This window comes from Nostoc sp. CmiVER01 (assembly GCF_034531135.2).
Classification (GTDB): domain Bacteria; phylum Cyanobacteriota; class Cyanobacteriia; order Cyanobacteriales; family Nostocaceae; genus Nostoc.
The window spans coordinates 189,430-215,391 of the sequence record NZ_JAVRBU020000014.1 but is presented as its reverse complement, the minus strand read 5'-3'; the positions used below and the strand labels follow the sequence as shown (position 1 = coordinate 215,391).

The 25,962-nt window shown below is 41.2% G+C and carries 27 protein-coding genes and 1 pseudogene; 14 read left to right on the top strand and 14 right to left on the bottom strand.

Annotated features, from left to right (window positions below):
* Positions 1-67: 67 nt before the first annotated feature.
* The gene (gene mraY / locus RMZ43_RS24505; RefSeq protein WP_322653190.1) at positions 68-1,159 is read right to left on the bottom strand and encodes a phospho-N-acetylmuramoyl-pentapeptide-transferase; all 1,092 of its coding nucleotides are present in this window, start codon (positions 1,157-1,159) and stop codon (positions 68-70) included.
* 255 nt (positions 1,160-1,414) lie between these two features.
* Positions 1,415-1,651, bottom strand: coding sequence for a DUF3134 domain-containing protein (locus tag RMZ43_RS24500; protein WP_109011289.1), 237 nt, complete (start codon positions 1,649-1,651; stop codon positions 1,415-1,417).
* Between the two features lie 242 nt (positions 1,652-1,893).
* On the opposite strand from RMZ43_RS24500, the gene RMZ43_RS24495 reads away from it, so the two are divergent.
* From RMZ43_RS24495 to mdh, 5 genes and pseudogenes are all read left to right on the top strand, one after another.
* Positions 1,894-2,478, top strand: coding sequence for a PAP/fibrillin family protein (locus tag RMZ43_RS24495; protein ID WP_322649347.1), 585 nt, complete (start codon positions 1,894-1,896; stop codon positions 2,476-2,478).
* 391 nt (positions 2,479-2,869) lie between these two features.
* Positions 2,870-3,085 (top strand): photosystem I reaction center subunit IV, encoded by a 216-nt coding sequence (locus tag RMZ43_RS24490; protein ID WP_109011287.1) that lies wholly within the window; start codon positions 2,870-2,872, stop codon positions 3,083-3,085.
* A 250-nt stretch (positions 3,086-3,335) separates the two neighbouring features.
* Positions 3,336-4,190 (top strand): DNA-formamidopyrimidine glycosylase, encoded by an 855-nt coding sequence (locus tag RMZ43_RS24485; RefSeq protein ID WP_322653191.1) that lies wholly within the window; start codon positions 3,336-3,338, stop codon positions 4,188-4,190.
* A 118-nt stretch (positions 4,191-4,308) separates the two neighbouring features.
* Complete coding sequence (locus tag RMZ43_RS24480) at positions 4,309-4,524, top strand: NAD(P)H-quinone oxidoreductase subunit O (RefSeq protein ID WP_100899786.1); 216 nt, start codon at positions 4,309-4,311, stop codon at positions 4,522-4,524.
* A 172-nt stretch (positions 4,525-4,696) separates the two neighbouring features.
* Positions 4,697-5,667: pseudogene (mdh, locus tag RMZ43_RS24475) on the top strand (malate dehydrogenase).
* Between the two features lie 80 nt (positions 5,668-5,747).
* Here the strand turns inward: mdh and RMZ43_RS24470 are convergent.
* Together RMZ43_RS24470 and RMZ43_RS24465 are read right to left on the bottom strand one after the other, a co-directional pair.
* A complete protein-coding gene (locus RMZ43_RS24470; protein ID WP_322653192.1) occupies positions 5,748-6,137 on the bottom strand; it encodes a translation initiation factor in 390 nt (129 codons plus the stop codon).
* Positions 6,138-6,231: 94 nt separating this feature from the next.
* Positions 6,232-6,714, bottom strand: coding sequence for a hypothetical protein (locus RMZ43_RS24465; RefSeq protein WP_322653193.1), 483 nt, complete (start codon positions 6,712-6,714; stop codon positions 6,232-6,234).
* 340 nt (positions 6,715-7,054) lie between these two features.
* On the opposite strand from RMZ43_RS24465, the gene RMZ43_RS24460 reads away from it, so the two are divergent.
* The 3 genes from RMZ43_RS24460 to RMZ43_RS24450 all read left to right on the top strand — a co-directional run bounded on the left by RMZ43_RS24460 (position 7,055) and on the right by RMZ43_RS24450 (position 11,154).
* Positions 7,055-7,732, top strand: coding sequence for a hypothetical protein (locus RMZ43_RS24460; protein ID WP_322653194.1), 678 nt, complete (start codon positions 7,055-7,057; stop codon positions 7,730-7,732).
* 63 nt (positions 7,733-7,795) lie between these two features.
* Positions 7,796-9,703: a P-loop NTPase fold protein gene (locus RMZ43_RS24455; RefSeq protein ID WP_322653195.1), complete on the top strand. Its 1,908-nt coding sequence runs from the start codon at positions 7,796-7,798 to the stop codon at positions 9,701-9,703.
* Positions 9,700-11,154: a DUF1802 family protein gene (locus tag RMZ43_RS24450; RefSeq protein WP_322653196.1), complete on the top strand. Its 1,455-nt coding sequence runs from the start codon at positions 9,700-9,702 to the stop codon at positions 11,152-11,154. The genes RMZ43_RS24455 and RMZ43_RS24450 overlap by 4 nt, the downstream gene beginning before the upstream one ends.
* Positions 11,155-11,314: 160 nt before the next feature.
* On the opposite strand, the gene RMZ43_RS24445 is transcribed toward RMZ43_RS24450, so the two are convergent.
* The 7 genes from RMZ43_RS24445 to RMZ43_RS24415 form a co-directional block, all read right to left on the bottom strand.
* On the bottom strand, positions 11,315-11,617 hold the full coding sequence (locus RMZ43_RS24445; RefSeq protein WP_322653197.1) for a type II toxin-antitoxin system RelE/ParE family toxin: 303 nt from the start codon (positions 11,615-11,617) through the stop codon (positions 11,315-11,317).
* A complete protein-coding gene (locus RMZ43_RS24440) occupies positions 11,614-11,880 on the bottom strand; it encodes a ribbon-helix-helix domain-containing protein (RefSeq protein WP_322653198.1) in 267 nt (88 codons plus the stop codon). The genes RMZ43_RS24445 and RMZ43_RS24440 overlap by 4 nt, the downstream gene beginning before the upstream one ends.
* A 238-nt stretch (positions 11,881-12,118) precedes the next feature.
* Positions 12,119-12,481 carry an aspartyl protease gene (locus RMZ43_RS24435; RefSeq protein ID WP_322653199.1) on the bottom strand — a complete coding sequence of 121 codons (363 nt, stop codon included), beginning with the start codon at positions 12,479-12,481 and terminating at the stop codon, positions 12,119-12,121.
* Positions 12,478-12,795: a hypothetical protein gene (locus RMZ43_RS24430; protein ID WP_322653200.1), complete on the bottom strand. Its 318-nt coding sequence runs from the start codon at positions 12,793-12,795 to the stop codon at positions 12,478-12,480. The genes RMZ43_RS24435 and RMZ43_RS24430 overlap by 4 nt, the downstream gene beginning before the upstream one ends.
* 211 nt (positions 12,796-13,006) lie before the next feature.
* A complete protein-coding gene (locus RMZ43_RS24425) occupies positions 13,007-14,593 on the bottom strand; it encodes a glucose-6-phosphate isomerase (RefSeq protein ID WP_322653201.1) in 1,587 nt (528 codons plus the stop codon).
* Between the two features lie 111 nt (positions 14,594-14,704).
* Positions 14,705-14,962, bottom strand: coding sequence for a cytotoxic translational repressor of toxin-antitoxin stability system (locus RMZ43_RS24420; protein WP_109011274.1), 258 nt, complete (start codon positions 14,960-14,962; stop codon positions 14,705-14,707).
* 68 nt (positions 14,963-15,030) lie between these two features.
* Complete coding sequence (locus RMZ43_RS24415) at positions 15,031-15,228, bottom strand: hypothetical protein (RefSeq protein WP_109011273.1); 198 nt, start codon at positions 15,226-15,228, stop codon at positions 15,031-15,033.
* Positions 15,229-15,457: 229 nt separating this feature from the next.
* Between RMZ43_RS24415 and RMZ43_RS24410 the strand changes: the two genes are divergently transcribed.
* The 3 genes from RMZ43_RS24410 (at position 15,458) to RMZ43_RS24400 (ending at position 18,039) form a co-directional block, all read left to right on the top strand.
* A complete protein-coding gene (locus tag RMZ43_RS24410) occupies positions 15,458-16,591 on the top strand; it encodes a branched-chain amino acid ABC transporter permease (protein ID WP_322653202.1) in 1,134 nt (377 codons plus the stop codon).
* Positions 16,581-17,363, top strand: a complete 783-nt coding sequence (locus tag RMZ43_RS24405) for an ABC transporter ATP-binding protein (RefSeq protein WP_322653203.1) — start codon at positions 16,581-16,583, stop codon at positions 17,361-17,363. The genes RMZ43_RS24410 and RMZ43_RS24405 overlap by 11 nt, the downstream gene beginning before the upstream one ends.
* A 100-nt stretch (positions 17,364-17,463) precedes the next feature.
* Positions 17,464-18,039 carry a Uma2 family endonuclease gene (locus tag RMZ43_RS24400; protein WP_322653204.1) on the top strand — a complete coding sequence of 192 codons (576 nt, stop codon included), beginning with the start codon at positions 17,464-17,466 and terminating at the stop codon, positions 18,037-18,039.
* Between the two features lie 93 nt (positions 18,040-18,132).
* On the opposite strand, the gene RMZ43_RS24395 is transcribed toward RMZ43_RS24400, so the two are convergent.
* Positions 18,133-18,723, bottom strand: a complete 591-nt coding sequence (locus tag RMZ43_RS24395; RefSeq protein WP_322653205.1) for a Uma2 family endonuclease — start codon at positions 18,721-18,723, stop codon at positions 18,133-18,135.
* 1,027 nt (positions 18,724-19,750) lie between these two features.
* Between RMZ43_RS24395 and RMZ43_RS24390 the strand changes: the two genes are divergently transcribed.
* From RMZ43_RS24390 to RMZ43_RS24380, 3 genes are all read left to right on the top strand, one after another.
* Positions 19,751-20,803, top strand: coding sequence for a permease (locus RMZ43_RS24390; RefSeq protein ID WP_322649362.1), 1,053 nt, complete (start codon positions 19,751-19,753; stop codon positions 20,801-20,803).
* 77 nt (positions 20,804-20,880) lie between these two features.
* Positions 20,881-21,654: a TIGR03943 family putative permease subunit gene (locus tag RMZ43_RS24385; RefSeq protein WP_322649363.1), complete on the top strand. Its 774-nt coding sequence runs from the start codon at positions 20,881-20,883 to the stop codon at positions 21,652-21,654.
* Positions 21,655-21,706: 52 nt separating this feature from the next.
* Entirely contained in the window at positions 21,707-23,206 is a 1,500-nt protein-coding gene (locus tag RMZ43_RS24380; protein ID WP_322653206.1) for an Ig-like domain-containing protein, read from the top strand.
* A 69-nt stretch (positions 23,207-23,275) separates the two neighbouring features.
* On the opposite strand, the gene RMZ43_RS24375 is transcribed toward RMZ43_RS24380, so the two are convergent.
* Positions 23,276-24,334, bottom strand: coding sequence for a threonine aldolase family protein (locus RMZ43_RS24375; RefSeq protein WP_322653207.1), 1,059 nt, complete (start codon positions 24,332-24,334; stop codon positions 23,276-23,278).
* Positions 24,335-24,517: 183 nt separating this feature from the next.
* Complete coding sequence (locus RMZ43_RS24370) at positions 24,518-25,303, bottom strand: cupin domain-containing protein (protein ID WP_322653208.1); 786 nt, start codon at positions 25,301-25,303, stop codon at positions 24,518-24,520.
* Positions 25,304-25,962 lie beyond the last annotated feature (659 nt).

Below are 25,962 nucleotides of genomic sequence, written 5' to 3'. Positions count from 1 at the left end.
ATTTTGTATTCGATTGATTTTCTCAAAACATGATTCAGAATGGAGCGATGCCTGCGGCGGGCTGCGCCTACGCCAAACAAATGGCAGCCAAAATAGCAGCGATGACATAAAATACTCCAACCACTTGCAATTCTGACCACCCAGTGAGTTCTAAATGATGGTGCAAGGGTGCCATTTTAAAGAGGCGCTTGCCTTTGCCATCAGGGCCTTTGGTGGCTTTGTAATAACTTACCTGTGCCATCACCGAAAGGGTTTCTACAAAGAAGATACCACTGAGAATAAACAGAGCTACTAGGGTGTTTGTCAATAGCGCTACAGCCGCTAAAGCGCCGCCCAATGCTAAAGAACCTGTATCTCCCATGAAAACGCGGGCTGGATTACGGTTATGGGCTAAGAAACCTAAGCATCCACCACTTAAAGCAGTACAGAAAACCATTAACCCAGGTGCTGTAGGTGCAACTAAAGCCCCTAATGCTAAAAGTGCGATCGCGACTGTTCCTGCTGCCAAGCCATCAATACCATCTGTTAAATTAGTCGCATTACTTTCTGCAACTAGTACAAAACCTGCTAATGGCCAAAATAGAAATCCTAACGGAAGTGTAAAGCTCACCCAAGGCAAAGCAATATTTGTAATATTAGAAGGTTGATTAAACATCAGCCATAGACAAAACACTGCCGCAAAACCCACTTGCAAAGCCAGTTTCGTTCCGGGAGATATACCTTTATTTGATTTACGGCGCAGAATTTGCCAATCGTCGAGCCAGCCAATCAATCCGTAGCTGATTGTCAATGCCGAAACTGCAAGCACCTCTTTAGAAAAGTTAGATAATATACAGGCAATTATCACCCCTACGGGGATAAAAAATATACCTCCCATAGTTGGCGTGCCTGCCTTTTTTAGATGGGCTTGGGGGCCATCTTCACGAATTATTTGTCCAGTTTTGAGCGATTGAAGTAGGGGTATTACCCAATAGCCCAGCACACCTGAACCCAACGCACACAATATTAGTGGCAGGGTTAAAGACATACTTTGCCAAGGTAGCCTATTGGCCATCGAATCCAAGAAAAATGCTGTTGTAGCTAGCCCTACGGTTAATAAAGAGGCTAGAGCGATTCCAGAAATATTTAAACCTTGCTCAGGAGATAATTTAGCGTCCACAAAAGTTTCCCTTCACTCCACACATATAAAATTCAATATCAGCAACTAAGGATACTACCAAGTCCTTAGCACAGCACGTCGGAAATAAACATACCATTTCAAATGGTGCAAAAGCGCAGAATATAATTCTTTGACTTTTGACTTTTGAACGCCAGTTGCTACCCTGCGGGTTCCGCTTTAGCGGTACAAGTCGGCAGAGCCGCCCAACGCACTGGCTCCTTTTAACTTCCGCCTTGCGGTACTAGCCTAAAAAGGCTAATCTTCGGCGATTCCTATATCGTCATCGTCATCCAGGTCGTAGCCAATCCCATCTTCTACACCCATTAGGGAGTCTATTTCTTCTTCGTCATCTTGAAAATCCGGTTCGTGAACGTCACGCGCGATGATCCGGCCGTTGGTTTGTAACCAGTCCAATAAAGAGGACTCTTGCTTCAAGGGGATAACATCGGCTCGCTGATTACGGGGTACTTCACGTAATGGAGAGTTCAACATATCGAGGAGGACAAGAAAATGTATACGTAAGTTGACATTTAGAGTCTATCACTTGGCACGGATTAATTTAGTTATCTTTTCAACCCTTTTGTTGATAAATCCGCATTCAGATAGAAATTTTTTATTTAATAGGCGTATTGCTTACGCAAAGCCTTTATTTAGTAATTTTTATGGTTCTACACATAGGTTATGAATATGTTGTTTATGCTGATGGTAAGGACTGATTTTTTAGGTGACAGGCGATGATCAAAAAAGCGGCTCTAATGGATGCGATCGCTGGGACAAATCGCGGTCTACTGGCGACTCAAGCACAGAAACAGGCTATCTTAGCAGCGATCTCCAATTTAGAAGATTTTAATCCTACACCCCGTCCGGTAGAAGCTAGTAATTTGCTAGATGGTAATTGGCGATTACTATACACCACTAGCAAGGCTCTTTTAAACTTAGATGGTCTACCTTTTTGCAAACTGGGTCAAATCTATCAATGTATCCGGGTTGATACTGCCAGTGTTTACAACATAGCTGAGATTTATGGCTTACCTTATTTGGAAGGATTAGTTAGCGTTGCTGCTAAATTTGAGCCAGTTTCAGATCGGCGTGTCCAAGTTAAATTTGAGCGGTCTATTATCGGCTTACAACGTTTAATAGAATACAATTCTCCGGTAACTTTTATCCAACAAATTGAAGCAGGTAGAAAATTTCCCGCAATTGATTTTCCAATCAAGAGTGATAATCAGCAAGGCTGGTTAGATATCACCTATATAGATAACGATCTGCGGATTGGCAGAGGTAACGAGGGAAGTGTGTTTGTCTTAACTAAAACATAAGCTTTTACAAAATAACCGCTTGCGAACGAAGGTACGCTATAATGTTTGCCTTGTCAAGTATGTTCTAATACCATTTTCAATTTTGGTTAAGAAGTGAGGGAGGGGGAGATGAGGAAGCAGGGGAGGTAGGAGGAGCAGGGGGGACAAGGTGACAAGGTGACAAGGTGACAAGGTGACAAGGTGACAAAAGTTTAGAGCTTCCAACAAGTCTTTCCCCTTGTCCCCAATTCTCAAGAGTCCCCAAGTCCTCTTTCCCATGCCCAATGCCCCATGCCCCATACTCAATTCAGACAAATAACTTAACAAAGACTCTTGCTGCTACCTTCAGGTTGTAGAGTGAAATCAATTAGCCCTCTAGATTGGCGATTGATAACTAAAAGGGAAAATAATCATGGTTCAACGTGGTTCTAAAGTACGTATTCTCCGCCCTGAATCCTACTGGTTTCAGGATCTAGGAACTGTGGCTTCCATTGACCAAAGCGGCATCAAATACCCTGTAATTGTCCGCTTTGAAAAGGTCAATTACGCTGGTATCAATACCAACAACTTTGCTCAAGATGAATTAGTCGAGGTTGAAGCACCAAAGGCTAAAGCACCTAAAAAATAGCAGCAAAGCTACAAGGGGCTTGTTTGATGCGATGATGAAGGGTAGTCTTAAGTCTGAAGTATGAAGTCTGAAAATTTCAGTTCATTCATCTTTCACCCAAGCCTACCCTAATCATGAGAAGCTGACCTGCGGGTATTTACGGTTTCTCTTGGGTAGTAATACAAGCCATATAAGGCTGTGTAAGTTACTACTCCATCTCTTCTTTATTCAACGCCCAAGTATATCAAAATTGCCTGCTTAATCAGTTTGAATGCCTGAACTGCCTGAAGTTGAAACAGTCCGAAGGGGCCTAAATCAATTGACCCTTAACCAAGAAATTACGGGTGGAGATGTGTTGCTCGATCGCACCATCGCCTACCCGTTTTCTGTTGGTGAGTTTGTTGATGGAATTAAAAAGAATGCGATCGCTACTTGGCATCGTCGCGGTAAATATCTCGTGGCTGAACTCTCTTCCACAGGTTGGTTAGGGGTTCATCTGCGAATGACCGGTCAATTACTATGGCTGCACCGAGATGAACCATTACATAAGCACACGCGGGTTAGATTATTCTTTGGGGAACAGCAGGAATTACGCTTTGTTGATCAGCGTACTTTTGGGAAAATGTGGTGGATTCCGCCTGGTGTTGCTGTAGAAAGTATTATGACTGGTTTGGCAACACTAGCAGCAGATCCATTTTCACCGGAATTCACTGTTGAGTATTTAGCAAGCAAACTCCAAAACCGCCGTCGTCCAATTAAGACTGCACTACTCGATCAATCCGTAGTGGCGGGATTAGGTAACATTTATGCTGATGAAGCCCTGTTTAAGAGTGGAATTTTACCTGAAACTTTGTGTATAGATTTGCAGCTAAAGCAAATTGAGCGTTTGCGAACAGCGATAATTCAAGTTTTAGAAACCAGCATTGAGGCTGGCGGCACGACTTTTAGTAATTTCTTAAGTGTTAAGGGTGTCAATGGCAATTATGGTGGTGTTGCCTGGGTTTATAACCGTGCTGGAGAACCCTGTCGAGTTTGTGACACTCCAATTATGCGGATTAGGTTAGCTGGGCGATCTAGTCACTTTTGCCCCCAGTGTCAAATAGGAGAGACAGGAGAGACGCGATGAATCGCGTCTGTACAAGAGAGATGTAATTAATGGCGTCTGTACAAGAGTTAGGAGTTTTTAGCTCGGAAGTCTTTTAAAATGCGGATAAGTCTAATCTAGAAATTTGAGAGGGGAATTTATGGCAGTCAAAAAAGGAGATATGGTTCGCGCTATCCGCGAGAAACTAGAAAACAGTCTGGAAGCAAAAGCCAGTGATACTCGCTTTCCTCCCTATTTGTTTGACAGCAAGGGCGAAATTGTAGATATCAAAGGTGATTATGCCCTTGTTAAATTCGGGAAAGTGCCAACGCCAAATGTTTGGTTACGTGTGGATCAGCTTGAAGAGTTTAAATAATAATAAGAATTCAGGAGTCAGAATTCAGGAGTCAGAATGAATTAGCGGGGATTTGGCAGATAGATTTGGTGTAATGTTTCACCGTTTATTTTCTGCTAGTCATACAGAGTTCTTACTGAATTCTGACTCCTAGATTCTGAATTCTGGTTGATAAAATTGCAGTTTAATAATTATGTCTTCTTTGCCTAACTCCCCAATTGTATGTAGTTTACCTCGTGTCACCATCGTGGGTGCGGGTAGGGTTGGCAGTACTTTAGCCCAACGCGTTGCGGAGAAAAACCTGGCTGATGTAGTTTTACTAGATATTATTACGGGAATGCCTCAAGGTTTGGCGCTGGATTTGATGGAAGCCAGGGGAATTGAAATACATAATCGCCAAATTATCGGCACGAATAATTATGCTGATACATCTGGTTCTCAAATTGTGGTGATTACGGCAGGACTTCCCCGCAAACCAGGGATGAGTCGGGATGATTTGCTGAAGACTAATGCCAAGATTGTGGTGGAAGCGGCAAAGAATTCGATCGCTCATTCTCCCAATGCTATTTTTATTGTCGTCACTAATCCGTTGGATGTGATGACTTATTTGGCTTGGCAAGCAACTGGTTTACCACGCGATCGCATTATGGGTATGGCTGGCGTGTTAGATTCCGCCCGTTTTGAAACCTTTATTGCCCTAGAATTGGGGTTTTACCTGCTGATGTCAAAGCAATGGTATTGGGTAGCCACGGCGATTTAATGGTTCCCTTGTCTCGTTATGCTACCGTTAACGGCATTCCCATCACGGAATTGCTGGATGCAGCCACAATTGAACGCTTGGTAGAAAGAACTCGCAACGGTGGCGCAGAAATTGTGGAATTGATGCAGACGGGAGGTGCTTTTTTTGCTCCGGCATCGGCTACTAGCGTGATGGTAGAATCGATTTTGCTAAATCAGTCGCGGTTATTGCCTGTGGCGGCGTATCTGCAAGGTGAATACGGTTTAGAAGATGTTGTGATTGGTGTTCCCTGTCGGTTGGGATGCGGTGGAATTGAAAGTATTTTGGAATTAAATCTGACCGATCGCGAAAGAGAGGGTTTGCATACTTCAGCCCAATCTGTGCGTAAAAGTATTGAGCGATCGCAAGAAATTTTAGCTGAGTAGATCCTCTTAAATTAAATCCCCCTTAAAAAAAGGGGGACTTTGACTCAGTTACCCCTTTTTTAAGGGGGTTAAGTTTCGCATTAACGGCGGTAATCGTCATCTGCGGGATCGCCGTAGGGATCTTCGCTGGCTGGACGGACGTTACCAAATTCCCCTTGGTCTGCGGGGTCGCCGTAAGGGTCTTCACTGGCTGGACGGACATTACCGTAAGACGCTATATCTCCGGGGTCGCCATAGGGGTCTTGGCTGGCTGGAGTAAGGTTGCCGTAAGAGGATATATCTGCGGGGTCACCGTAGGGGTCTTCACTGGCTGGACGTACATCACCGTAGGAAGATATATCTGCGGGGTCGCCGTAGGGGTCTTCGCTGGCTGGGCGGACATTGCGATCGCGATATTCAGCATCTTCAGGTTGATCGCCGTTATTTCCCAACAAGAGATCCTTCGCCTTTCGGAAAAATTCATCTACCATAATCTGTCTCCTGATTTAAGTTCGTGTTTCCGACGTGCGCGATCGGCGTTATCCTCCGGGAAACCCGCTTTCTTATTTACACACGCTTCGCTATCTAAAGTGCTGGAGCTGCGGATGAAGTTATGCCAGTTAGATCGCGACCTGAAGTACTCCCGTTATATCCTTGGAATTGCCGATATTGTTGGGCTTCAGATTCTGGTACTCGAATTCCTTGTGATGGTGGAGTTACCCAGTGAGCGCGATGTTCAGCATCGCGGTAGTATACACGCCCGTTCTTGGAAAGATAGTACTTACCTTGCGCTCCTTCTTGTGAAGCATTCTTATGTTGGTTGTAGAGGTAATAAAGTCCCGCCGCACCTGCCAAAAGTGCCACTTTTTGTCCTGTACCCAATCCCTTCTTAGCTTGGGTTTGGCGATCGCTGACTGTTCTACCAACGGTATCATCAACTGGTGCTGGCGCAGAAGCGTTTTTGGAACCGCCTCCGCAGCTACTGAGCAAGGGTACGGTCAGCAATGCGGAAAGCACAACTGCTAATAGACGCGAAACTATTTTACGTTCTTTATATACTGTGTTCATCGGATTTCGTCATCACCTGTATTTACTAAAAGCCTTGCTGTTGCAAATACAAAGTTGGAATTCCTGTTATTTCACCTGGAATTGAAAGAACATATACCACTCAAATTTACAACTGCACAGCTACAGCGTTTCACTGTTATGATGATCGATTTTCTCAAGTATTCCATCCTGCCTTCGAGAGAAACTGCATTCATCCGAAGGAAATATATTGTTGATTTTTTATTAATCAATTTAGCCCAAACGCGGAAATATTCAGCAATTTCTCGGTTATGTTTTCGGGACAAATAATTTAGAAAGATACAGTTACTATCATGATCTTTGCCAAATAAATACACTCAATATGACATCACAAAATACAGCCCAAACTAGAACTCGTCTACTTTTGGCTTTGTGGGATTTGGGAGGAACGCAGCAGGAAGTTAAGAAGGGTCAACTCACTAAGCGAATTGTATCCAAAAGTCAGAAGGTAGCAGATTATCAGGGTTCATTTGAAGAATTGCAGAATCAAGGTGCGATCGCAATCTCCAAAAAAGGATATTCTCTGACATCTGGCAAAGGTTTAGAGGTATTGGGTGAGGGTTTGAGAAGTTCTGATTTTAAGTTTGAAGGGACGATTGTCGGTACTTGGGCTGCTAATGCGTTGTTGCGGTGGATTAATCAGATTGATGTTGCGGTAAGTGGTGCAGATGTACCAGTTAATGGGAAGAGTGCGTTAGCGGAGCTTTCCAAAGAAATCGCATCCTACGACGAGTTTAAGTCGGCGGCGTTGGAAGTCTACGACAAGCTTAACCAAAACTACAACCTAGATGATCTTGTCCCAATTTATCGTATCAGGAGAGAAATAGGCGATCGGGTTAGTCGTGAAGACTTTAACACATGGCTGCTAGAAGTTCAGGAGAATGACATTTTGCAACTTCAGGGTGGAAGTATAGAAGATAGCGCCCCCGACAAGATTGAAGATTCCATTACTACTAAAGTCAGTGGATTACGCTGTTATGCTAAACGCCTCAATTTTTAAACTAAGTTACTCATTTTTTTACGCTTTGATTTCTTAGCCATTATTTTCAGGAAATACACAATCATGAGTAATTCTTTATCTTCATATTCAGATATCAACAAAGCTATTACAAGCCATAACCCATTTGATAGATCATTAGTAGTCAGAAATTATGATATATGGAACAAAACTTTTCCTGATGTTCCTTCCATAAATGCTCATGCATCAGATGCTGTTTTTCAGGCAATAGAGCAAATTAGTACAGGAAAACGTTCAGTTATTGGTATAACTATCAAAGCAGAAAAAGGACTAGGTAAAAGCCACTTAATGAGTCGGATTCGCCACCATATTCAGGATGAAGGTGATAGTTTTTTTGTCTATATGAGCGAAGTCGATTATGGTGACTTAAACAAAATACATTCTAAATTTCTAAACACATTGTCATTTAGTCTAAAACAGACTGGTAATCAAAGTGTAATGCAATGGCAGGAGATCGCAACTACTTTAGTCAATGAGGTATATAAGTCAAGCTACACTCCTCAAGAGTTAATGAAGCGATTTCCTGGGGTTTTAGCTCAACATCCCAAAATAGTTGATGCCTTGACTGCTAAAGTACTGAAACTTAAGTCAAATATTGAAAATCCTTATTTGATTCAGGCTATCCTATGGACGCTTTCTTTAGATAAAGTTTCATTTGCAACTAATTGGCTTGCTGGCAGAGACTTAGCGCAGTCACAAGCAGACTCTATGGGATTACCAAATACTAATCAAGACGATAAAGAAGCTGAAGCATTCCAAACAGTATGCCAAATTTTAGACTTAATTGGTGATTACAGGACAATAGTCATTTGTTTTGATGAGTTAGAAAGCCTCAATTGTAATGAGCAGGGTTTTACAAGAGCACAGGTTATCGCTCTGTTTGCAAAAGATATATATAGCAGAATTAAACGTGGAGTATTAATTCTAGCTATGTTCGATGAAACTTGGACGCAACAAGTTAAAGTTGTACCACAAGCAGATTCAGCTATTGATAGAATTGGTGAAAAGAAATTTGATTTAAGACATCTTAATAGTGATGATGTAGTAACTCTTGTTTCGCACTGGTTGAAGGAGTTTTATGATACAAAGAATTTAACTCCACCTCATCCTTTATATCCTTTCGATGAAAACAATTTACGAGCGCTTGGTAAAGAAAAACCAATAGTTAGAAAGGTTTTACAGTGGTGTGCAAATAATTGGAATTTGCCTGGTGTCCCACTGGTGCAAGTAGAACCACTACATAAAATTGAAAAAGCTTTTAATAAAGAACTTGCAGCACTTGATAATACAATAGAAAATTACTTTGAAGACAGTAATATCATAGCTGATGCTATACGTTTTTGTTTATTAACTCTGAAAGGCAAAACTGTAGAGAGAGTAAAAATCGATGAAGTTGAAGAAGTTATAGTCAAAAATGTAGACAAAGGCTACCTCAACTTTAGAATTATTGGTAAGGAAGATGAAAGAGTTATCAAAATAGTAGTAGCAGTTGTACAAGAATCTAGCAATAAATTTGTGAGTGCTGCCTTGAGAAGATTAATAGATTATAAAAAATTTGATATGACTCGTGGCTGCTTAGTTCGTGCTAAAGATGTGAAACTTAATACTAAAGGAAAAGAATATTTAGATGAACTACTTTCTAAAAATTTAGGAGGAGAATTTGTAAAGCTTAGTATTGAGGATATTAAGCCTCTTTTAGCAATTTTATTTGTTCAGCAAGCTTGCAAAGATTATGAAGTTAGTGAAGAGGAAATTTCTCAGTTTATAGTTCAACACAAAATTGCAGTTGATAACTACTTAATACGTGAAATTTTAAGCGATCCATCTGGTCAAATTCCCAGTGGCTTAATAAATGAAGAATGTCTTGCTAAAACTCAGTCTATACCAAATCAAAATGTAACGAGAGAGCTAGACACTATGCTTGATAATTTAATGATTAAACTTGGTTTATGAGTAATCTAATTTTGCTCAATACTGCCTTATCTCTACCTTCTCCCGATGTTGAAGGTTTGCTACAGGGTCGAATAATTATAGCTCTACCCCGGACATTTATTCATCCGGGGCGTTCCTTTGCTCTCTATCCGTCTGAAAACTCAACTAATGTGTTACCCAATGAACAATACTACAAATCAAATTTCTTGACGGGTACACAGAAAGCTATTACTCAAATAAGTTCTGAAACAGTCTGGATTCAATCTTGGGGTAAGTGTGAACTGTGCCAAATCTTAAATAACTCAGAATCGTTAAAAGCTTTGTCACAATTAAATATTTGGACAACAAAAGGATTACAAGAGATTCTGCTGCAAAGGAAGCATATCTTTCTTGCTTATTTGCGTGTCTATTTGTTATCTCAGCCAATTGAAATACCTGTGAATCCACAAAGCCAGTTTATAGGTTTACCTGAACCGTTAAAGGTATCTATTGATTTACCAGTATTAAACGATCGCACCTTCGCCCAACGCAAACACCAGTTAGAAAAACTAGAACCCCCGCTACATCATGAATTGGAAGAATTGCAGAGTGCGATCGCATCCCTAACCATTAGCCAACCAGCAGCTAAACAATTAGACGATGATATCAAAGTGTTTTTGGGTTGGAGTAGTGACAAGCTAATTAAGCAAACCGATCCAGATTTAGCTTGGATAAATGATATTGCAGCATTGGGCGATCGTAGCATCGAGCTAGAGGAGAAAAAAAGCAACTACCAAGCTGGTACAGATTTTGAAAACATCGCACGTCAAAGTTTAGAGTTTTTAGGGTTCAAAGTTGAAAATGCTTACAAAGGTGGCGCTGGAGGCTTAGATTTATTTTGTTCAAAACCTTACCCTATTGTTTGCGAGTGTAAAGCAGGTAGACTTATTCCTAGCGGTACAGTTGAGGAATTAATTAAGCTAGGCGGAATGCATTTAGGTGCTGATCAATTTCTGGATTCAGCAAAATTAGTAATTGGCCCAGGTAATCCATCTACGGATATACTAAAAGCCGCGCAAAAATGGAAAGTAAGTATTATTAATGCTATGACTTTACAAAGGCTAATTGAATTAAAAGCAAAATATCCAGGTGCTATTAACTTAGTAGAATTAAAACAATATCTAGAATCTGGGCAAATTGACTATAAAATCGGTGAATATATTGATAAAGCAGAGAGAGAGATTAAATTGCGATCGCACATTATCCAGCTTGTCAAAAACTATTTAGAAAACTCAGGTATAAAATCTGCTGGTGTTGAAGCTTTACATGGTGCGTATTTCGGCTCACATCCACCACAGCCAATAAAAACAGCAGAAATGCACGAGATTCTGATTGAGCTTTCGTCACCTTTAACAGGCTATTTAGGGCGAATAAAAGGCAGTGATTGGAATAGCGATCGCTTTTACTTTCTCCGCGATTTACCTATTAACTAATATAGTATAATATATCTCTTTTCTCTCCTTCGCGCTCTTTGCGTTCTTTGCGGTTCGTTTAAAAATAACTGAAGTGCGTAGGCGTAGCCAGCCGTAGACACTACTTTTAGTTTCTGAGTGATTTATCAATAGATAATTGGAAGTTAACTAAAACATCAACTTACTCATCTGATTCTACAAATAAAGATTCCAAATTTTGATAACCACTAACTACACGGATAATTTCAATTCCACTGTTTATAATTCTATAAAGAATAATGTAATTATCCAAAGGAACACCACGCAAATCAGTTTTAATATTTCCATAGCTGCGTCCCATATTGGGGAAATTAGCTAAATATTTACACTTTTTATCAAACTTATCAACAAAATTCTCCCCAGCATCAATATTTCTCTTGACAAAATAATCAATAATTTTTGATAAATCCTCGCTGGCTTTTGGAGAGATAATATGTTGCTTCATTCTTGTAATTCTCTAGCTTTACGCAGTTTATCTCGCAATTGTTCAACTACAACTTCTCCATCAATACCTTCCCCTCTATCCAGTTGCTCAATAGCAACTTCAACTTTTTCGCGTGTTTCTTCCACCCACTGTTGATAACCTTTTTCCCACTCTAATAGCAACTTCAATGCTTTACTAATCACTTCTTCAGGATTTGCATATCTACCTGTAGCAATTTGCGCTTGGATAATTTGCTCTAGTTCAGGTTTAATTTGGATATTCATGATTTATATTTTAGTTTATTGACAGCTTTAAGCTTATTTTAACAACATTTAAAGTTAGATTAATTAAATAGCGTAGGCGTAGCCAGCCGTAGGCATCGCTTTTACTTTCTCCGGGATTTACCTATTAACTAAAGATAGTAAATATATCTCTTTTCTTCCCTCTGCGCTCTTTGCGTTTTTTGCGGTTCGTTTAAAAATAACTGAAGTGCGTAGGCGTAGCCAGCCGTAGGCATCGCAGTTATCCTAAAGTTAATATACCAGCCTGATAATTCACCATCAACGGCATAATTTTTAGCCACTCTGAACCTAACAATACTTCCGTAATTTCATTGCCTACATAAACATTAATTTCATACTCCTGTTCGTTTAATATCACCTTGCCTAAATAAATATCAAATCTTGATTCTCCCTGAGCAGTTCGTAAAGATTCCTCACCGATATAAAACCAATCTAGACCCTCTAAATCTTGTTTATTAATAGCGAGAAAGCCTGTAAAACCAGTATCCAACATAGCATCTACAGGCAAATCTAATCCATCAGATGTAATCAAATCAATTTCAAAAAATAGTTGCCCATTATCTCCAAAGTTCCCCTGAATCATATTCTGCCAGTTGTTCCTGTTTCATTTAGGCAGAATACACAATGTCTACTATTTGGATATTTTTCAAGGGATTTTTTATGAGCTTGCATTTTATCCGCATCAATCAAGTAATCACCACTATCTGGCTCCACTGCAATATACCAGCCATAGTGTTCCTTAATCAAATCGGGACGCACACGCTCAAAAACCGCTCGACAACGCTGATAAAATAATTCATCTTCAGCTTTGCGTTTAGCAAGTTCTTCTGGTGGTAAAGTACGCTCTGGAAAAATTCTGCCTCTACGTGCAGGTTGTTTTGCAGTTGATTCAGCCATAGTATTAATCCTACTTAATTGATGCTGCCTTAACTTTATGTTAGGGCAAGCAATTAGTTCCTCTGTCCTTCAATTACGAATTACGAATTACGAATTATACAGTGAAGCATCCTAGACTGAAGATATATCTTCTATCTAGGATGCTTCACAATAAAAAATTGTTGCTGATACAACAATTAATGAACAAAATGTGATGTTTAGACTAGAGCTATCAGCTAGCAGAAACGGTTAAACTGCCGGGTTTCTGAAGATCACCTTGTAAAACCACACCTCGCTGATTGGCATGGATATGACGCAAAATCTTGTAAATTGCCTCAACTTGCTCTGATGCGCCTGCTTTCTCTGCAAGTTCATCAAGAGAAATGGGAGCTTTTTCTTTTTGCAGCACTGCTACCACTCGTGTTTGCAAATCGAGAATGGAGGCGGCTGCTTTTTTGCCAGCTTCTACCCCTGGTTGATGGTAGGCATTGACGTTAACTAAGCTAGCGTATAAACCAACAGCACGCTCATATAAAGCAATTAATGCCCCTACAATTCGGGGATTAACTTGGGGAATGGTGACTGTAATGGAATCGCGGTGATTTTCATAAAGCGCTTGTCGGGTTCCTTGAAGAAAACCAGAAAGATAATCGCCTGATGTAATTCCCGGATCTATTTCAGTGGATGGCCCCTGACGATCTTCCAACACTTCGATGAAGGTAGCAAAGAAATTCGCTACACCCTCACGCAACTGCTGGACATAAGCGTGTTGATCTGTTGAGCCTTTGTTGCCATAAACAGCAATTCCTTGATGGACAACGTTGCCATCTAAGTCTTTTTCCTTGCCCAAGGATTCCATCACCAGCTGTTGCAAATAGCGACTGAATAAAAATAAGCTGTCCTTGTAAGGTAGGACAACCATATCTTTTTGGCCCTTTCCGTTACCAGCAAAGTACCAAGACAAAGCAAGTAAAGCTGCTGGGTTCTTTTTCACATCTGGGACGCGGGTAGCGTCATCCATCTCTTTTGCGCCATCTAGCATGGCACGAACATCAATGCCCTGCAATGCGGCTGGTACTAGCCCCACAGCAGACATTTCTGAGGTGCGTCCTCCTACCCAGTCATACATGGGGAATCTAGCTAGCCAACCTTCGTCTTTAGCCAGTTTATCGAGGTTGCTGTCAACGCTAGTAATTGCTACCGCATATTGAGCAAATTCCAAATTGTGTCCGGCGTAGGCTTTTTTAACCTCAATCATGCCGTTACGAGGTTCCGGTGTTCCCCCAGATTTGGAGATTACCAAAACCAAAGTGCTGGCGAGGCTATTTCGTAAATGATTGAGAACGCGATCAATACCTGCCGGATCGTTATTATCGATAAAGTGAATTTTCAGGGGCGGGAAATCAGGAGCGAGGGCTTCCGCGACGAATTGGGGGCCGAGGGCGGAACCACCAATGCCAATGGAGATAATATCCGTGAAGCGGCTTGCTCTGGGAGGATGAATAGCACCTGTTTGAACTTTTTCCGCAAAAGCTTCAATTTGTTCTAGAGTTTGGACAATTTCTTGTGTAAGTTCTGGAGTTGGCGCTAAATCAGGATTTCGCAGCCAGTAGTGTCCAACCATGCGATTCTCGTCAGGATTTGCGATCGCACCCTTCTCCAGTTGAGCCATATCCGCAAACGCCTTGTCAAACTTCGGCTGCAACGAATCCACAAAGGCATCATCGAACCGTATTCGACTCACATCTAAGTACAGTCCCAATCCCTCGTGGAAATATAACCAGTTTTGGTATCGTTGCCAAAGTGCCCTAGCATCCATAGGGAAATCTCAAATAAAGTGTTTTTCAAAACCAGTTTAATGTAAGGTTATAGCGATCCCTGCCTAGCCTTATACAGTTTACAGTTTTAAGTGCTCCCTTGACTCTTCACTTTAAACATCTGGCATAGGGATGACACGCAGAAATTTCACAATTTCACCCCTGATTTCTATACCAATCAAGTAATTATCGAGGGTAAAGCGGTGAAAAATGCCTTCACTATCAAGCTGTCGTAGTTCTTTTAAATCGCTCAACTGCCACTTTTGGGCTAACTCAGTAAACACAAAATCATACACCCGCTCGTAGGCGGCAGGTTCTAAATTCTTCAGGTCTAGCAAAAAAGACCTTGCATAGCGCATTTCCAGAGTCACTAGGCGTTACCTTAACCAAAACTTGAGGGGGGCCACCAAAAGAGTGCTGAGTTGAAAGCGCTGCTGAATCAGAAAAACATCAACAGTCTTACCGCTTCTTCATGGGTTAAGATATCCCACGGTTGCTGCGATCGCTTGACTTGTTGTATCGCTTTAAGCATATAAAAGTCACAATGTAAAGCTTCGAGAACATCCCAAATGTTTTGCAAATCCTCATCGGCTAACTGCTCGATTAAATGATGCATTCTCAGTCGCAGCAAATTCATACGTCAACTACTCCCTACCAGCAAACACCAACAATAAATAGTATTCCCATAAAATTAGCTACGCTCAAGCTACGCTAAAATTTATTCGCCTGGAGAAGAGGGCAGAGGGGCAGGGAGCAGGGAGCAGGGGGGACAAGCAAAAGTAACTACTTCCCCATTCCCCATTCCCCATTCCCCATTCCCCATTCCCCATTCCCCATTCCCCATTCCCCATTCCCCATTCCAAAACATGGTTGACTATCTCATTTTCTTAGCAATTTCTTCAGCACTTTTTGCTCTATTCGCACTAGGACTTAATTTACAGTGGGGCTTTACGGGGTTAATTAACTTTGGTCATATTGCTTTCATGACCCTTGGAGCATATACAACTGTATTGTTAAGTTTAAAGGGCGTACCCCTACCAATCTCGGCACTAGCTGGGGCAATTGTCGCTGCCTTGTTGGGTTTGATAATTGGTTTTGTAACTTTACGTTTACGGGAAGATTATCTAGGAATTGTCACTATTGGTACGGGAGAATTAATTCGTTTGATAGTAAATAACCAGGAATTACCTGTGGGTGACACCTGGACTTCTGGGGCGTTTGGTGTGCAAAGTTATCCTATACCCCTATCCACAGAGCCGAATTTGTTTGTCAGATTAGTGATGATTGGGCTTTTGACACTGTTGGCTGCTGTAACTTTCTTTACATTGTGGCGATGGATTCGCACCACCCAAATATCTCGGACTACTGATTTAGGCAAAAGGACAACTAGCAAACAAGAATTTGCGTCACGTTTGGGTGTGGGAATTGTTTTAGCAGTTTTGGCAGCAGCAATTTATATTTCTGGGGTAATCGGATTGTATAATTACAACCCAAAAGCAGGTTTAATGCTGGTGTTGCTGTTGGTTTTGGCGTTTGTATACTGGCGCTTAGAAATTTTGGTGCGATCGCCTTGGGGTAGAATTCTCAAAGCCATCCGAGAAGATGAAGAAATTCCCAAGGCACTGGGAAAAAATGTCTTTTGGTATAAATTACAATCTCTCATGTTAGGAGGTGCGATCGCAGGTATCGCTGGTGCATTCTTCGCTTGGCAACTGGCCGCCATTTACCCTGATAATTTCCAACCGCAGATTACCTTTGATACTTGGATTATGGTGATTTTAGGTGGTTCTGGAAATAATATTGGCACAATCTTAGGTGCGGTAATTTTCTTTGCTTACGATGCACTGACGCGGGAAGTCTTACCCAGAATAGTCTCACTTGATGAAGCCCGTTTGGGTGCATTTCGGATCATGGTAATCGGACTAATTTTGATGATACTGATGATTTGGCGACCTCAAGGTATTCTAGGGAAAAAGGAGGAACTTACTCTTGGTAAATAACCAGCCATCGCCACTTCCCCTTTTGGTAGCCACTGGCCTTTCTAAAAGCTTTGGTGGTGTCAAAGCAGTTAACGAAGCAAAAATCGAAGTTGCTAAAGGCAGCATTACGGGCTTAATTGGCCCTAATGGTGCTGGTAAAACCACTTTATTTAACTTACTTTCAAACTTCATTCGCCCAGATAAGGGACGAGTGATTTTTGACGGCGAACCGATTCACAACTTGCAACCATATCAAATCGCCCAGCAGGGAGTAATCCGCACTTTTCAGGTTGCACGGACTCTCTCTCGGTTGTCGGTGTTAGAAAATATGCTGCTGGCGGCGCAAAAACAAACTGGTGAAAATTTCTGGCAAGTTCAATTGCAGCCGCACATCGTAGCTAAGGAAGAAAAGGAACTCGAAGAACAAGCAATGTTTCTATTAGAATCAGTAGGGTTGGCAAAAAAAGCCCACGATTATGCTGGTGGCTTGTCTGGTGGACAACGCAAACTGCTGGAAATGGGACGGGCGCTGATGACTAATCCTAAGTTAATTTTGTTGGATGAACCAGCTGCTGGTGTGAATCCAAAACTGATTGATGATATTTGCGATCGCATTCTCACTTGGAACCGTCAAGATGGGATGACTTTTTTGATTATCGAACACAATATGGATGTAATTATGTCATTGTGCGATCGTGTTTGGGTACTTGCTGAAGGACAGAATTTAGCTGACGGTACACCCGCAGAAATTCAAACTAATCCCAAAGTTCTAGAAGCTTATTTGGGAAAATAGAGTGGCTTAAGTTTGAGAGAAATTCGCACACCGTGTCAAATCTTCGGAAATTTGTCTCTTGTTAAAATCGAGTTGCACCTCATAGTGGAAAAAGCTTTTTATGTCAATGATGACAGTCAGAGATTTAGAGCAAGTTCAAACAGCTTTTACCGAAGCAGGTTTAGATTACCAGTTGGAACTGGAAAATGGGAAAATTTCAATCATAGGCCCGTCAGATATTGTATCCAGCGAAATCAGTAGTCGTCTCATTGCTTTCCTCTTTGCTTGGATAAATCCTCGGCGCTGGGGAAGAGTATTTGATTCTGCTGGCGGTTTCATTATGCCAGATACAAACCTCAAAGCACCCGATGTTTCCTTTGTTCGCGCTTCCCGACTTCTCCAAAGTCCTCGTTACTTTGGAGAACTTGTCCCTGACTTGGTGGTAGAAATTAAATCTCAGAGCGATAAAATTAAGCTTATAGCAGCCAAAATTCTGAAATTTATAGAACTAGGAGCAGTTGTCGGGATTTTGATTGATCCTGATGAAGAGACAGTTACAATTTATCGCTCTACAGGCAAACCTACAGTTTTAGAGAATGGTGATATTTTAACGATACCAGAGCTTTTTCCCGGTTGGGAATTGCCCGTTACTGAATTGTGGCCTCCTATCTTTACCGAGGAAGAAACACAAATTTAGTGAATAACTTTGGTAGCAAATAAACCGCATTATCATTTGGAACCGTCAAGATTGGATAGACTTTTGTAGGCAAATTACGAATTATGAATTATTTTAGTCTTCGTTATTTTCTGCAAAATTGACTTGTTCGTAAAGGTCGCGCAATTCAATTTGAAAATCAACTGTTTGCAGTGATAAAATTGCGGATTCATGTTCAAGTTCAGTAAATGACCATTGACTTTCCGCAGTTTTTACATACTGCATTACATGATACTGATATTGGTCAATTAAAATATATTCCTTGAATTCTGGAATAGAGCGATAATAAAGAAACTTATCGCCTTGGTCATAATTTTTAGTCGATTTAGATAAAACTTCAGCAATTAACATCGGGTTCATAACCGTTGTTGTGCTGGTTCCCGTATAAATAGGCTGTCCCTCAATCACCATCACATCGGGATAAGTATGCTGCCGATAACGGGGTATCCACAAACGCACATCACCAATATAAACATCATAATTTTTACGCCTTAAAGCAATTTTTAAGGATGCAGCTAAATTCAAAGCAATTTTATTATGATTTGTAGTACCACCCGTCATCGGTACAATTTCTCCATCACGATATTCACTTTTATATTCTGCCTTTTCTTCAATTTCTAAATATTCTTCAGGTGTGTAATAGAATTTTTGTGTTTCTAACTGCATAAAAAGACAACCTATAATTGTGCGGTTATTGTGCGACTAAAGCAGTAAGTATTAATTGTACTTCTGCTAAAATCGCTCCTCGAAAGATCAAGTTGCGACCTCGTGACGAATATACGGCACTTGTTGAACGTCGTCACCAACAATAAACTTCATTTGAGTAAAACTACGCACGTCGAGCTAATGTTGAGGGTAATATTTTTCAAGGTGTAGTTAGGTTTGGACTGGCAAAAACACATTTACAGCATATTGCTATTGCTTGTGCTATTAATTTAACGCGGTTTTTTGCCTGCTCAAACAAGAATATACTTGCCTCACTCCGATTTTGATGCTCCTTCCAAGGGGTAGTGACCGAAGAGGCAGGGGACAATTTAATAAGTCCAAGTTTTCAAAGCAAATAAATTTATAGGGTTTCCCCCTTGCTCCCTGCTCTCTGCCCCTTTTCCTCTTCTTTGACTCGCTATCGCTCGACTTTTTACGTCATCTAGACATTCAGGCGATCGCTAACGCCGAAAGATTCACTCAATCAAATACCTGTGTTTGCTAAACTTTAATCTTGCATATTTAGAGTTTTTATAGTAAAAAATCAACCAGAGCTTAGATTATATTTTGCCAGAACTAGCCAAAATCAATGATGCTAGCAACCAAGAGCGATGTCTATGACGGGCTACGCCTACCCCAAATTGTGAATCCTTGATGAAAATACGCCGAGCTAATATCTTCTCCAGCAAATTACTGTAAGTATAAACATAGGTAACTTCAAATCATCTATGCAGCTACTTGCCATCTAGATCGGAACAATTCCTGAACTTAGACAATCTTAGAAATGGTCATCGTCAACAAATGCACTCAGGTAAATATCACTATCTTGGCTGAAGCAAAGGTTTATAGCGCGTAAATGCTACTTGAAACGTAGGATAATTTGCTACTTAAATAATGTTTAATTTTCCCGAACTGCTTTTGATCCCCATTTCGATAGAATGACTAGGCAGAACCCTAAAACTAAAAACCGCTTTTGACTGCGACGCCCATGAATCAACTGAACAATGGTTTTACGATATTTCTAAGTCTGCTAGTCGAGGCGATGCCTTTTTTGCTTCTTGGGGTTTTATTCTCCAGTTTGCTGCTGTTTTTTGTTGATGAGCGCAAATTAGTAGAAAAAATGCCCAAAAATCCATTGCTGGGTGCTTTAGTTGGCAGCATGATCGGCTTTTTATTTCCGGTGTGTGAGTGCGGGAATGTACCTGTAGCGCGGCGGTTCCTAATTCAGGGAGTACCCATGCCAGTAGCAATTGGCTTTTTGCTAGCAGCACCAACAATTAACCCAATTGTAATTTGGTCAACTTGGACAGCATTTCGAGATCAGCCAGAAATAGTAGTCTTACGAGTCGTATTTTCTCTTGCAATTGCCACAATTATCGGGTTTGTTTTCAGTTTTCAAAAGGACTTAAATCCGATACTTCAACCTGCGATCGCTCGGTATATGAAGTTTAATCCACCCGCACAGCCAGAAACCAAGCGCCGTGGTAAACGTTCCCAAGTACAACAGGAAGCAACAGTACCGAATCTGTTACAATCCGGGACTTATATCTTAGGAGGAAAAGCAGGTATACCTCTGCGAATAGATGCGAATTTAGTACCGCCTACCTTAATTTCTACCTCCGATAAACCGCTTGCAGCTAAACTGCGCTTAGTTGTGGATAATAGCGTCCAAGAATTGCGAGAATTAGGCGGAGTGATGATTGTAGGAAGTGCGATCGCGGCTGCTATTCAAGTGCTAGCTCCCCGTGAATTAATTCTCAGTTTGGGTGCTGGCCCTATTACTTCAATTGTGGTCATGCTGATACTAGCAGTAGTGGTGTCAATCTGTTCTACAGTCGATTCTTTCTTTGCACTATCTTTTGCATCAACCTTTAGCAGTGGTTCATTGTTGGCATTTCTGGTTTTTGGCCCAATGATTGACATCAAAAGTGTTGGTTTGATGTTATCTATTTTTAAACCCAAAACTATCTTTTACTTATTTGCTTTAGCAGCACAGTTGACATTTGTATTCACCCTGTTTCTGAATTTGCACGTCTTTTAAAAAAATATTAGTCATTTGTCATTTGTCCTTTGTTAATGACTAATGAGCAATGACTAACGACCAACGACTAATAATTAATGACTAACAAAAATCCCAAATTTAAAATTCCTAATCTGTTATTTCCTTGGCTGGATGCTCTAGCAATTACAGCTTGGGGAATTTTGATGTTGAGGTATTGGCTAACTAACAAGCTGAACCTATTAATTCACCCAAATTACATTTGGTTGGCGGTCGTGACTGGTATCAGCTTCATCATTATTGGTTTATTTAAGATGCAGGAACTTTGGCAACGGCGTCGCCGTGATGTTATGTCAAATACCCAGCATATTAGTTTATTTCCCCCTGGTTGGGGCAGTACTTTGTTGTTAACTACAGCGATTCTAGGTTTTATCATTACACCGCAAGTTTTTGCTAGTGACAAAGCACTTCAAAGGGGTGTAACGGCTGATTTATTGGGAAGTACACGCGTCAAACCCCAAGCCTTTCGAGCTACTGTTCTTCCAGAGGAGCGATCGCTTGTAGACTGGGTACGCACTGTCAATGTCTATCCAGAACCAGATACATATACAGGACAAAAAGTCAAAGTGCAGGGATTTGTTATCCACCCCCCAGATATCGGCAAAGAATATTTGTTCTTAGCGCGATTTGTTTTAACTTGTTGTGCAGCAGATGCTTACCCTGTAGGATTACCCGTCAAACTCCCAAATAATCAAGAAGCTTATTCCCCTGATAGCTGGCTGGAAGTAGAAGGACAAATGGTAACAGAAAATTTGGCAGGTAAACGCCAACTCACCATTGCCGCTACCTCTCTCAAAAAGATTCCTCAACCCCAAAATCCTTATAGTTATTAATTATTTGTTGATAACAAATGACTAATGACAAATGACTAATGACTAATAACAAATGACAAAATCTAAAGCATTTATCCAACCACTAGATCGGATAGCGATCGCACTAATGCTACTGCTAAGTGTGCTGATTGGGTTAATTATATTGCAAGGTGATGTAGTAACTGCTCGTGTCCGAGAATTTACCTGGCAAAATCAACAAATTGGGGCAGAAGATAACTCCTTCACCCTCACCTTCAGCCGCCCAATGGAAGTAAAAAGCGTAGAGGATAACTTAAAAATCGAGCCACCCCTAGCAGGTAAATTCAGTTGGGCTGGGCGGCGGATGGTTTATACACTGTTGACACCAGCACCTTATGGCACGAATTATAAAGTGCAGTTACAGGGAGCCAAAGATAAATTTACCGAGCAAGAAGGTAAAAATCGGGTGATACAGCCCTTTGTTGGTAGCTTTCGTACACGTGATCGCGTCATCCTTTACATAGGAACCGATAAAGAAGAACAGGGACGATTAGTTCTTTACAACTTAACCCAAGAGCAAAAAAGACTACTTACCCCTCAAGACCTGATAGTAATAGACTTTGAGTCCTTTCCTGATGGGGGAAAAATTTTATTTTCGGCTCGTGCGGCTAAAAACCAAGACTTACTTTCAGCGCAACTGTACACAGTGACAACAGGCGTTCCTGGTAAATCTGGACAAGAAGTAGAACCAGCAGGCAAAGTTGACTTAGTTTTAGATAGTAAAGATTATCAAAACCTGAAATTTGACTTATCACCTGATGGGCAAACTATTGTCATTCAGCGAGGCAATAAAAGTAATCCCGGCGACTTTGGACTATGGTTTATGCCAGCAACCAGTAACGGTTCAGCAGAAAAACCCACACCTAAACGTCTGCAAAGCCAACCTGGGGGAGACTTTATGATCACACCAGATAGTCAAGCTGTAGCAGTTGCCCAAGGACAGGGAGCAGCCATCCTACCACTGCAAGGTGATGCCAGGAAACCCCTAGATTTTCTGCCGCAGTTTGGTTTAGTACAAGCTTTCTCTAAAGATGGCTCTCAAGCCGCAATGGTAAAGTTTAATACAGATTACACACGAGATTTGTTTTTAGTGACAAACCAAGGTGTGCAGAAACAACTATTAAAAACAACAGGCTCAATTCTCAGCTGCCAATTTGATATCGCCTCACCCACCCTCTATTGCTTGCTGACACAGCTAGTATCCAAGGAACAATATATAGAACAGCCTTATGTAGTGGCAATTGATCTAAAAACCGGGCAACAGAAACCACTTCTAGTACTGCCTCCCGCTCAACGGAATGTGCAAATGAGTTTATCATCTGATGGTTTGGGCTTATTATTTGATCAAGTAGTACCGCAGGCAAACCCCCCAGCATCATTACCTACAAACACTTTGAAAACTGACGATGGAGATGTTATTGCTACAAGTAGTCTGTGGTTAATGCCTCTGTTGCCCATCGCTGATGCTGCGACTGTTGAAATTAGACCAGAACAACTCCCCTTAGCCGGATTTCATCCCCGGTGGCTACCTTGAAAGAGAGGCAAGGGAGCAGGGAGCAAGGGAGATAAAACAGAATGGTTAAGAATTTTGAGTAGGGGAATGCTACTTCATTATCTTGTGCCATGAGGATTTCGCAATTTTGGAAATAGCATCAACCGCCAAATCGATATCAGCCCGCGAAACATCTAAATGAGTGACTGCCCGAATAGAATGACCAACGGCTCCCATTTTCACACCATGCTCCTGTAACAGAGTGAGAAACATGGCTTTGTCGAGTCCTAATTTTGAAACATCAAAGAAAACAATGTTTGTCTCAGGTTTTGGATCTCGAACTATAATTCCTTCAATTTCACTCAGTCGTTGAGCTAGATAAGTTGCGTTGTCGTGGTCTTCTTGTAGACGTTCAACATGATGGTCAAGGGCATAGAGACAACCTGCTGCGACAATGCCAGCTTGACGCATTGCGCCACCAAAAATGTGTTTATATCGACGTGCTTCAGCAATGAATTCCTGTGTACCTGCAAGAACAGCACCGATTGGTGCGCCCAGTCCTTTAGTAAAGTCAATCCAGACAGAATCAACACAGGCAGCAAAATCTTTGGCTGGAGTTTGAGATGCAACAACTGCATTTAAAAGTCGTGCCCCATCCATGTGGGTCGCTAAATCTTTTTGACGAGAGAACTCGCAAACCTCACGTAGTTCATTGAGCCGCCAAACCGAACCCCCCCCAAAATTGTGGGTTTGCTCTACACACAATAAGCGGGGAATTGCAGAGTAAAGGTAAGGAGCAGTTGCGACTCTTTCAAGTGATTGAGCCAGAGCATTGACTGTAAAAATTCCTCGAACGCTGGCGATTGGTTCCATCAGCACACCAGAAGTCATCGCTGCACCCCCCGATTCAGCTCGAATAATGTGTGCCATCTGCTCTACTAGCACTACATCAGCAGGGCGAGTATGGGTCTTGATTGCTACAAAGTTACAAATGGTTCCACAGGCAAAGAAAAGAGCGGCATCTTTGCCTAGTAAATCTGCAACCCGTTCTTGCAATTGATTAACGGTCGGATCTTCTCCTTTTTGCTCATCTCCAACTTCAGCCGTGGCGATCGCTTGTCGCATTGCCTGTGTCGGCTTTGTTTCAGTATCGCTTGTTAGCAGAATCATCGGCACTCCTAGAGCAGGTAAGTAGGTCGGCGTAAATAATTATTGTTGCAATAAGACAGGGGGCAGGGGAGCAGAGGGGACAAGGGAACAAGGTGACAAAAGTTTAGAACTTCTTTCCCCTTGTCCCCAATTCTCAAGAGTCCCCAAGTCCTCTTCCCCATGCTCAATGCCCAATGCCCGTGGTTATTTGGTTCTAATCGCATCCAGAACTTTGGCTGACTTTTTCCCAACAAAAGTATTATTCAGCATCGTATGAGAATCATCAGTTGGGCCTACATCAGAATCTGGATGATAGATAATAATTCTTAAGGAATCATCAATTGCACTAAAGCTATGTAACTTATTTTCTGGAAGACAGAAGACCGTTCCCGCCTCCATTTTGAATGTTCCTTCGTCCACCTGACAAGTTCCACTACCCGCAGCGACAAGCCCGATTCGTAATGAGGGATGGGTATGGGGAGTTTGCGATACACCTGGAGGAACGTAGAGGAAATTCAAGCAGGGTTCTCCACGTCTTAAAGGATTAATCAGAACCGTTGAAGAGCAGCCATCAATATAATTCAATCGCCCTAATGGTTCGATAGGCCCCCCAATTGTAAAAAGTCCAGTGTAGTTGAGTCGCGTTGCGACTAACACTTTTCCTATACCATCTAAAGAAAAGTTCCCTGGAACTGCGGCAAAGCAGTTTTTTCGCAATAAGAACTCTCCGTTACTGCTGTTGAAGGTAACTTCGCCCTCTGAAACAAATAGAAAGTGTGTATCTTTTTTACTCTCATTAACTTTGATCGAATTGATAACCCAACAACCACTTGATGGATGATCTGCCATCGTGTAGTCAAGTTTTGTCGCCTCTAGGAATCGCTGACAGTAAAACTTTTGGTAGTTCCCTATAGGAATGCTAAATAGTTCGGACTCCAGAGAAACATTTTGGGCTTGTTTTTGTAATAGTGTTTCGCTTAAATGTTGCATAATTTATATATGTTATTTATGTTGCCTTACGTAGTGGAAAACTCGGTTATTCCAATTATTATTTAATAGATGAATTAAAAACTGTATCCGTTTAATTACTTAAGTATTTTTTAATTTTAGTTATTTTTATACAGTGTAGTTTTTAATATAAGTAATAAAGTATACTTTAAACAATTTTCTTGTAGTCATTAAAAAAGCTTGACACATTGAAGTAAATGGTTAGAAAAAGCCTCTTGCTAAATAAGCTTGAAATTGTTTGCTAGGACTGTATTTACTCAGAAAAACCCCCTATCAAGTTGAGGTTATTCTTTAAAAAAATTTTATTGTATTACTTAAATAAATTGCTACCTCTTTAATAAATTTTTATGAGTATTTATTCGTAATTATCATGATTTCCTGATATTTAAGTTCTAGCAGAAGCTCTTAGTTGTTTGCTGACATGAAATAGCGATCGCCCAAAATAACAGAATAATACTTCAGTACTTTACATATTGACTATCGTGTGGGTTATAAGCTTGTTAAGCTAAAAGTCCTACTCTGCCTTGTTCACAGGCTTTACTCTTGTTAAACCACGAGGCTCTACCTCCTACAAGAGATTACAAAGCTCTGCCTTTTAATTAGAGGTAAGTCACATTTGATTGTCTCTGCCAATACGTAAG

Coding starts and splice junctions, on each gene's coding strand:
- RMZ43_RS24370 (WP_322653208.1), bottom strand. CDS start 25,303: ATGCAACATTTAAGCGAAACACTATTACAAAAACAAGCCCAAAATGTT.
- RMZ43_RS24415 (WP_109011273.1), bottom strand. CDS start 15,228: ATGAATTTGCTGCGACTGAGAATGCATCATTTAATCGAGCAGTTAGCC.
- RMZ43_RS24455 (WP_322653195.1), top strand. CDS start 7,796: ATGAGTAATTCTTTATCTTCATATTCAGATATCAACAAAGCTATTACA.
- RMZ43_RS24460 (WP_322653194.1), top strand. CDS start 7,055: ATGACATCACAAAATACAGCCCAAACTAGAACTCGTCTACTTTTGGCT.
- RMZ43_RS24490 (WP_109011287.1), top strand. CDS start 2,870: ATGGTTCAACGTGGTTCTAAAGTACGTATTCTCCGCCCTGAATCCTAC.
- RMZ43_RS24385 (WP_322649363.1), top strand. CDS start 20,881: ATGACTAACAAAAATCCCAAATTTAAAATTCCTAATCTGTTATTTCCT.
- RMZ43_RS24375 (WP_322653207.1), bottom strand. CDS start 24,334: ATGATTCTGCTAACAAGCGATACTGAAACAAAGCCGACACAGGCAATG.
- RMZ43_RS24430 (WP_322653200.1), bottom strand. CDS start 12,795: ATGGCTGAATCAACTGCAAAACAACCTGCACGTAGAGGCAGAATTTTT.
- RMZ43_RS24380 (WP_322653206.1), top strand. CDS start 21,707: ATGACAAAATCTAAAGCATTTATCCAACCACTAGATCGGATAGCGATC.
- RMZ43_RS24435 (WP_322653199.1), bottom strand. CDS start 12,481: ATGATTCAGGGGAACTTTGGAGATAATGGGCAACTATTTTTTGAAATT.
- RMZ43_RS24500 (WP_109011289.1), bottom strand. CDS start 1,651: ATGTTGAACTCTCCATTACGTGAAGTACCCCGTAATCAGCGAGCCGAT.
- RMZ43_RS24410 (WP_322653202.1), top strand. CDS start 15,458: ATGGTTGACTATCTCATTTTCTTAGCAATTTCTTCAGCACTTTTTGCT.
- RMZ43_RS24485 (WP_322653191.1), top strand. CDS start 3,336: ATGCCTGAACTGCCTGAAGTTGAAACAGTCCGAAGGGGCCTAAATCAA.
- RMZ43_RS24450 (WP_322653196.1), top strand. CDS start 9,700: ATGAGTAATCTAATTTTGCTCAATACTGCCTTATCTCTACCTTCTCCC.
- RMZ43_RS24465 (WP_322653193.1), bottom strand. CDS start 6,714: ATGAACACAGTATATAAAGAACGTAAAATAGTTTCGCGTCTATTAGCA.
- RMZ43_RS24425 (WP_322653201.1), bottom strand. CDS start 14,593: ATGGATGCTAGGGCACTTTGGCAACGATACCAAAACTGGTTATATTTC.
- RMZ43_RS24390 (WP_322649362.1), top strand. CDS start 19,751: ATGAATCAACTGAACAATGGTTTTACGATATTTCTAAGTCTGCTAGTC.
- RMZ43_RS24400 (WP_322653204.1), top strand. CDS start 17,464: ATGTCAATGATGACAGTCAGAGATTTAGAGCAAGTTCAAACAGCTTTT.
- RMZ43_RS24480 (WP_100899786.1), top strand. CDS start 4,309: ATGGCAGTCAAAAAAGGAGATATGGTTCGCGCTATCCGCGAGAAACTA.
- RMZ43_RS24395 (WP_322653205.1), bottom strand. CDS start 18,723: ATGCAGTTAGAAACACAAAAATTCTATTACACACCTGAAGAATATTTA.
- RMZ43_RS24495 (WP_322649347.1), top strand. CDS start 1,894: ATGATCAAAAAAGCGGCTCTAATGGATGCGATCGCTGGGACAAATCGC.
- RMZ43_RS24445 (WP_322653197.1), bottom strand. CDS start 11,617: ATGAAGCAACATATTATCTCTCCAAAAGCCAGCGAGGATTTATCAAAA.
- RMZ43_RS24470 (WP_322653192.1), bottom strand. CDS start 6,137: ATGGTAGATGAATTTTTCCGAAAGGCGAAGGATCTCTTGTTGGGAAAT.
- RMZ43_RS24440 (WP_322653198.1), bottom strand. CDS start 11,880: ATGAATATCCAAATTAAACCTGAACTAGAGCAAATTATCCAAGCGCAA.